Below are 6,573 nucleotides of genomic sequence, written 5' to 3'. Positions count from 1 at the left end.
TCAGCCGAGACCTGGCTCACCCGTCCACAACCTCCCGAGACAGAACAGCTAGCCCCCGTTCCTGGGGTCGGGGCGCATCCGGAAGCCGTAGCGGTACGGCAGTGGTTCGTCGGTGGCGGCCGACCAGAGGTCGCCCAGCGTCTCGGCGCCCTCCCGCAGGTCCGGCACGTCGAAACCCGCCTCGAACACGGCCCGCGCGCCCGCCTGGTCGCCCTCGGCGAGCAGCACCCGCGCCTGAGCCAACCGGAACGCGCCGCGTCGCCGCACCTCCGGGGGCAGCCGGTCCAGTACGGCACGGGCGGCGCCGGGCCGGCCGGCCTCCAGCAGCGCGTCCAGCGCCTCGCGGGCGAGCGCGACCAGCACGGGCGCGTCGTCCACGGCGTCCACGTCGTCCGCGCCGTCCGCGCCGTCCGCGCCGTCCGCGCCGTCCGCGCCGGAGGCGCACAGGTCGTCGAACGCCTCCGCGTACCGGTCGGCGGCCCGCTCGGGGTGGCCGCCCTCGCGGTCGGCGACGGCCAGGCAGCGCAGCAGCGGCCAGCGGGCCCAGGCGCCGCCCAGGCCGCGTTCCCAGCTGCGGACGGCCTGCGCGCGGTCGCCCGCGTGCCACTGGGCGACGCCCAGGTGGTACTCGGTGTACGGGTCCGCCGGCGCCGTCTCCAGCATGTCCCGCCAGTGGGGCGCGACGAGCGACGGGCCCGGCGGCGCGCCCCGGGGCGGCGCGGGCAGCATCCCCGTACGCAGCAACTCACGCCATGGCTCCTGCTGTTCACCGAGCGTCGACTCCGCGAAGGGCGTACCGGGGAGCGTGAACCGGCCGCGCAGCACCTCCAGCGCGCCCCACCCCGAGCCGGTCGCGAGCGACGTGCCCGGCTCGGTGTCGGCGCACGGGCGCCACGCCCGGTACGCGGCGTCGACCTCCGCCCGGGGCAGCCGCTCCTCCAGCCGCGCCGCGACCTCCGCGCGCGCCGCGCTCCAGTCCGCGCCGTGCACGGCGCGCGGGTCGGCGCCCAGCGGCCCGTACGCTTCCAGCCAGCTCAACTCCCCGCCCGCGTCGAGCTTCAGGTGCTCCAGTTGCGTGCGGGCGAGCCCGGCCTGGATCTCGGCGTAACCCGGCGTGCCGGATTCGGTCAGCCACTCCTGCCAGCGCCGCCCGCCCCGCCCGTGGCCCCACACGAACAGCTTGCGCCCGCGCAGCAGGTCGGTGGAGGTGTGGACGAACCCGTCCCCCGTCCGCGTCGAGCGCGGCGATCCACTTGCGGGAGCCGTCCGGCACCTCGTAGAACCAGTCACCCGAGTGGGCGCTGCCCAGCGGATACGTACGGTCCTCGCCGTCCTGGTACGGCACCGGGGCGCGGCGCAGGGTGTGGGCGCAGCCGTGGTGCCAGGCCTCGTCGGCCGGTGCCAGGACGCGCCGGTCCTCGGGGACGGCGATGTTGGTCCACCAGTAGACGGGGGCGGGCCGCTCGTGCGGGTTGCGGATCCGTACGCCCGCGTAGAGGAAGTCGGAGCCGTCGGGCAGCCACAGGTCGACCTGGAAGGGCAGGTCGCGCAACCGCTCCCACTCCCACAGCCGGACCATGTCGCCGCCGTCGGGCGCGGGGACGACGGCGGCGTGCAGCGGGGCGCAGGTGAGGGGAGTGTGGCCGGTGGCGCCGATGTTCCATTCGATGCCGCCGGAGAACCAGGCGCCGTTGAGGGCGAAGGCGGCGGGCTGGACGACGGGGTTGCGGTGCAGGAGTTCGCGCCCGGTCGGCTTGTGGTGCAGCGAGTGGACACGGCCGCCGAGGCCGGGCAGCACGGTGGCGCGCAGCCGGTCGTTCTCGATGACGATCGCGTCGAAGGCGGTCGGGGTGCGGTCGCGCCCGTACCCGTCGAGGATCCGGGTCGGGAGCGGGGTGAGCAGCGGCGCGTAGGTGGTCTGGCGGGCCATGTCGGGTGGCATGGCCCGCCGGGTGGCGTCGTCGACGGTGCGTTTGGGCGGGTCGAGGAGGCGGAGGGCGGGAAGCGGGTTCTCCGGGCCCAACGGGGCGGCCGGGAGAGTCAGTACGGCTCGGCGCACGGTCATGACGACCATGGAACACGGTGGGCGCCGTACCGGCCAGGGTGTGTCAGTCGCCGGTCATCGCGTCGACCACGAGGTCGGTGAGGAGCGCGCCCGCCGTACCGTCGGGGTCGAGGTCGGGGTCGTAGATGGTCACGTTGAGCCCGACGCACCGCTCGGAGCGGACCAGCGTCCGCAGCAGCGGAGCGAGTTCGGCGGGCAGCAGGCCGTCGGGGTCGGGGCTGTCGACGGCGGGCATCACGGAGGGGTCGAGGACGTCGGCGTCCAGGTGCACCCAGAAGCCGTCCAGGACGGGCACCTCCAGGGTCTGGACGACGGCGCCCGCGAGGCCGGCTACGCCCCACTCGCGCAGTTCGCCGACCGTGACGGTGGGGATCCTGAGCTGGGCGAGTTCGGTGCGGTCCTCCTCGTCGGCGTCCCGGATGCCGAACAGCCGGATGTCCTCGTCGCGCAGATAGGGCCTCAGGCCGTCGATGTCGGTGAGGTCGTCCTGGCCGCGCCCGGTGGCGATCGCCAGTTCCTCACCGGCTGCCGCGCCGATCCGGTCGGAGTTGCCGGGGTGCCGGAAGTCGGCCGAGGCGTCTATCGCGGCGAGCCCGTACCGGCCGAGCCGCTTCAGCGCGAGCGAGGCGCCGAGCTGGATGGAGCAGTCGCCGCCCAGTACGAGGGGGAAGTCCCCGGCCCGGACGTGGTGTTCGATCCGGGCGGCGAGCTTGCGGGTGTACGCGGCGATGGCGGCCGCGTGGAAGACGCCGTCGCCCTCCTGCCAGTCGCCCCGGTCGTAGCGCGGCGGCACGACGACGCCGCCCTCGTACGCGCCCAGCCTCTGCACGATCCGGTTCTCGCGCAGGGCGCCGGCCAGTTTGTGGCAGCCGGGCACGGTGCCGGGGGCGGGGGGCCTGAGGCCCAGGTTGGAGGGGGCGTCGATGACCACGATGTTCCGCATGCGGTTCATCCTCCGCTGCGTCGGGGCGGGTCGACCATCACTTTTTCGGACGTGATCGCCCATCGTTCGTGGTCGCGCCAGGCGCCGTCGACGAAGAGGAACGCCGGGGAGAAGCCCTCCAGCCGGAACCCGGCACGGCGCACGAGCGCGATCGAGGAGTGGTTCAGCGGCTGGACGTTGGCCTCCAGCCGGTGCAGGCCGAGCGGGCCGAAGGCGTACCGGAGGACGAGGCCGAGCCCTTCGCCCATCAGGCCCCGGCCGGCCGCGTGGGCGAAGGCGCCGTAGCCCAGGGTGCCGTTGAGGAACCCGTCGCGGACGATGTTGTTGATGGTGATGTAGCCCGCGATCGCGCCGCCCGCCTCCCGCTCGCAGATCAGCAGGGGTTCGGCGGCCGGGCTCTCGATGCGGGCGCGGGCGTAACGCGCGTACGCCTCGGCCGTGTCGGGCGGGAAGAGCCACGGCCGGTGCAGATCCCGGCTCTCGCGGGCCCGTACGGTGAACTCGCCGGCGTCCTCGTACGTGAAGTGCCGGATCCCGACGCGCGGGCCTTCGGCCAGGTACGGGGGGTTGGCGCCGTTCGCGGACATCCGGTCAGGGTAGCGAGGGCGTCAGCGGTCGTTCTTCGGACGGTCCGGCGAACTCTTCCGTGGGCACTTCTCGCCCTTCTTCATCACGTCGAGGGAGAGGGTGCGGCCGCCGAGGTCCGTGCCGGGCGCCGGATGCTGGGAGCAGACCTTCCAGTTCGACGGCCACAGCACCGTACGGTCGTAGCCGCTGGCGTCCCGTACCTCGACCTTGGTGCGGTAGTCCGTGGTCGTGAAGACGGTCATGAGCCCCTTGCCGGTGAAGTCCGGCAGCGGCGGGCCGGCGGCGGCCGCCGCGACCGCCGTCCCGGCCGTCGTCCCGGCCGTAGCCGTCAGGGCGAGGACGAGCCCCGCCGTCACCGTGGCCGCACGCTTCACTGTCGCCTCCTGAGGTGGACGAAACGCCTGCCGCCCCCGTGCGACCAGGATGTGCAGATCCTGGCCGCGCGGGGGCGGTGGGGCGGGCCGTACGGGTGAGGCTCCTGGGTCAGTGGTGGCTGACGACCAGCTGCGGCTCGTCGGTGCCGGCGGTGTCGGCCGGGTCGGGGCGCTGGATGAGCAGCGCGCTGACGACGCCGATGCCGAGCAGGGCGAGCGCGGCGTACATGGCGTGCTGGTAGCCGGCCTCTGTGACGCCCTGCGCGTCGCTGCCCGCACTGATCATGGCGGAGGCGAGGGCGATGCCGAGCGAGGCACCGATGCCGAAGCAGGCACCGTTGAGGCCGGAGAGGGAGCCGGGCTTGTCCTTGGGGGCGGTGGTGACGGCAAGGCCGTTGAGGCCGGTGAGCATGAAGCCGCCGTACGTGACACCGAGCGCGGCGAGCGCGGCGACCAGGATCCACTCGCTGTGCAGGAACAGCGTGGCGAAGACGAAGATCGCGAAGTTGGCGACGGCGCCGGCGACCACGACCGTACGCCAGCCGATCTTCGGGCCGAGGCGGCCGGTCAGGGGGGCGGAGACCACGCCGATCAGCTGGATCGGGGTGAGGAAGAGGATCGCGGCGGTGACGGCGGACAGGCCGAGGCCGACGCGGGCGTCCTGGGAGAAGAGCGGGATGGTCAGCGCGATCGCGCCGAAGGCGCCGCCGAGGGTGCAGACGGTGGTGAGCAGCAGCGGCCAGGCGCGGCGGGAGGCGAGGACGTCGAGGTCGATGACCGGGTTGGGGGCGCTCTTCTGCGAGACGACGAAGAAGACGAGGGAGGCGAGGCCGCCGAGGAGGAATCCGAGGGTGAGCGCGGAGGTCCAGCCCCAGGCGCCGCCCTGGGCGAGGCCGACGAGGATGCCGGTGAGGCCGAGGGCGAGGGCGGAGATGCCGCGGGCGTCGAACCGGGCGTCGGCGTCGGTGGTGGGCGGGACGTCGGGGACGTACCGGCGTACGCCGATCAGGCCGGCGACGGCGATCAGGGTCGAGCAGACGAAGATGCCGCGGAAGCCGATGGTGTCGGCGATCTGGCCGCCAGCGATGGCGTCGACACCGGCGAGGCCGCCGTTGACGGCGGTGATGATGCCGGCCGCCTTGCCGAAGCCGGCCGGGGTGAGCAACTGGTTCAGGGTGAGGAAGGCGAGGGTGAACATCGCGGCGGAGATGCCCTGGAGGACGCGGCCGGCGATGAAGATCTCGATGTTGGGCGCGAAGACGCAGAGCAGGTTGCCGATGATCAGGACGAACGCGCAGACGATCATCATCGGCTTGCGGCCGCGCTGGTCGCTGAGGCGGGCGAGCGTCACCTGGCCGATGGCGGCCATCAGGAAGAAGAGGGTCTGCGACAGTCCGGCGGCGGCCGTGGTGGTGCCGAGGCGCTCGATGACGTCGGGCAGTGCGGGGCTGAGCATGGTCGCGTTGATCTGGTAGCCGAGGACGGCCAGGACCATCGCCAGCAGCATCGGGCCGCGGCCCGCGAGGTCGGATTCGGCTCCGGAACGTGTCCGGCCGAGCGAGATGGACATGTCGGCCCCTTTGCCTTGGATGTCATGTCGAGAGCGGTGAAGTAGCTCGCCCCTTGCCCTTGTCAGACAAGTGCTGCTGAGACAGATTGGGATCTACGCGCGTAAACGTCAATACCCCGCAGCCAACTTTTCGCATCCCCGCAGCTCAGCGCGGCTGAATCTCACCGAATCGAGTCCCCACCACCATTGCCCGCCCCACCTGTGGCGGCTAACTTGCAGACAAGTCAGCCGAGGAGGGGCAGTGGTGGTCAGCAGCGCAGAGCAGCGGAGACCGGTGGTGGTGCTGTACGAGCGGATCGTGGACGCCATCCACGCCGGCACCTACCCGCCCGGTTCCACCCTCCCCTCCGAGCCCAGGCTCGCCGCCGAGCTGGGCGTGAGCCGCCCCGCCCTGCGCGAGGCCCTGCTGCTGCTCCAGGAGGACGGCCTGCTCTCGGTACGCCGCGGAGTCGGCCGGACCGTCGCCGACCGCCCGCCCCGGCGCGGCTTCGAGCACATCCAGCCGCTGGAGGAGCTGATCGGCGCGGGCGCCCCCGTCCGCGTACGCGCGCTGCTGCGGGCCGTCGAGGAGCCCACCGACTTCACCACCCAGCACCTGCTCGCGGCGGCCCGCGCCCGGCTGCGGTTCTGGGAGTCGCTGCTGGTCGGGGACGGTACGGCGGCGGCGCTCAGCCAGGAGTGGGCGGCCGCCGAGGACGTCCTGGCGGGCGCCCACCCGGGTTTCGCGCGGGCGCTGGAGGCCGTCGCGGCCGGGCCGGACGCCGCCGCGGCCCGTACGTCGATGCTGGCGGTACTCGTCTCGTCGTCACGGGGCGTGCCGCTGAGCGCGCACAGCAGCGTGACGGCGACGCTGGTCGGGCAGCGGCGCGGCGAGCAGCTGGGCCGGCCGGCCGACACCCCGGCCGTACTGATCACCCAGGTCGTGCGTGCCGGGGACGTCCCCGTCCTGGCAGCCAAGCACATGCTGCCGACGGGGGCGGCGGCCCTCCCGGTGCTCCAGTCCAACTGAGCCTGTCGGCTGCGTCACGGCAGC

Annotated in this window: 5 protein-coding genes and 1 pseudogene; 1 reads left to right on the top strand and 5 read right to left on the bottom strand. The window is 73.4% G+C overall.

Annotated elements, in window-relative coordinates; translation table 11 throughout:
- Positions 1 to 48: 48 nt before the first annotated feature.
- The 5 genes and pseudogenes from BKD26_RS21080 to BKD26_RS21060 form a co-directional block, all read right to left on the bottom strand.
- Positions 49 to 2,074, bottom strand: a pseudogene (locus BKD26_RS21080) (DUF5107 domain-containing protein).
- A 34-nt stretch (positions 2,075 to 2,108) separates the two neighbouring features.
- A complete protein-coding gene (locus tag BKD26_RS21075) occupies positions 2,109 to 3,008 on the bottom strand; it encodes an arginase family protein (protein WP_084900398.1) in 900 nt (299 codons plus the stop codon).
- A gap of 5 nt (positions 3,009 to 3,013) precedes the next feature.
- A complete protein-coding gene (locus BKD26_RS21070) occupies positions 3,014 to 3,595 on the bottom strand; it encodes a GNAT family protein (protein ID WP_084900395.1) in 582 nt (193 codons plus the stop codon).
- 21 nt (positions 3,596 to 3,616) lie between these two features.
- A complete protein-coding gene (locus BKD26_RS21065; RefSeq protein ID WP_084900392.1) occupies positions 3,617 to 3,970 on the bottom strand; it encodes a hypothetical protein in 354 nt (117 codons plus the stop codon).
- Between the two features lie 109 nt (positions 3,971 to 4,079).
- Entirely contained in the window at positions 4,080 to 5,540 is a 1,461-nt protein-coding gene (locus BKD26_RS21060; protein ID WP_084900390.1) for an MFS transporter, read from the bottom strand.
- A gap of 244 nt (positions 5,541 to 5,784) precedes the next feature.
- Here BKD26_RS21060 and BKD26_RS21055 point away from each other — a divergent pair, with 244 nt between their 5' ends.
- On the top strand, positions 5,785 to 6,549 hold the full coding sequence (locus tag BKD26_RS21055; RefSeq protein WP_084900469.1) for a GntR family transcriptional regulator: 765 nt from the start codon (positions 5,785 to 5,787) through the stop codon (positions 6,547 to 6,549).
- Positions 6,550 to 6,573: the final 24 nt, after the last annotated feature.

The organism is Streptomyces sp. CB03238 (assembly GCF_002099185.1).
Classification (GTDB): domain Bacteria; phylum Actinomycetota; class Actinomycetes; order Streptomycetales; family Streptomycetaceae; genus Streptomyces.
The sequence above is the reverse complement of the archived record's forward strand: the minus strand, read 5'-3'. Positions and strand labels throughout refer to the sequence as shown.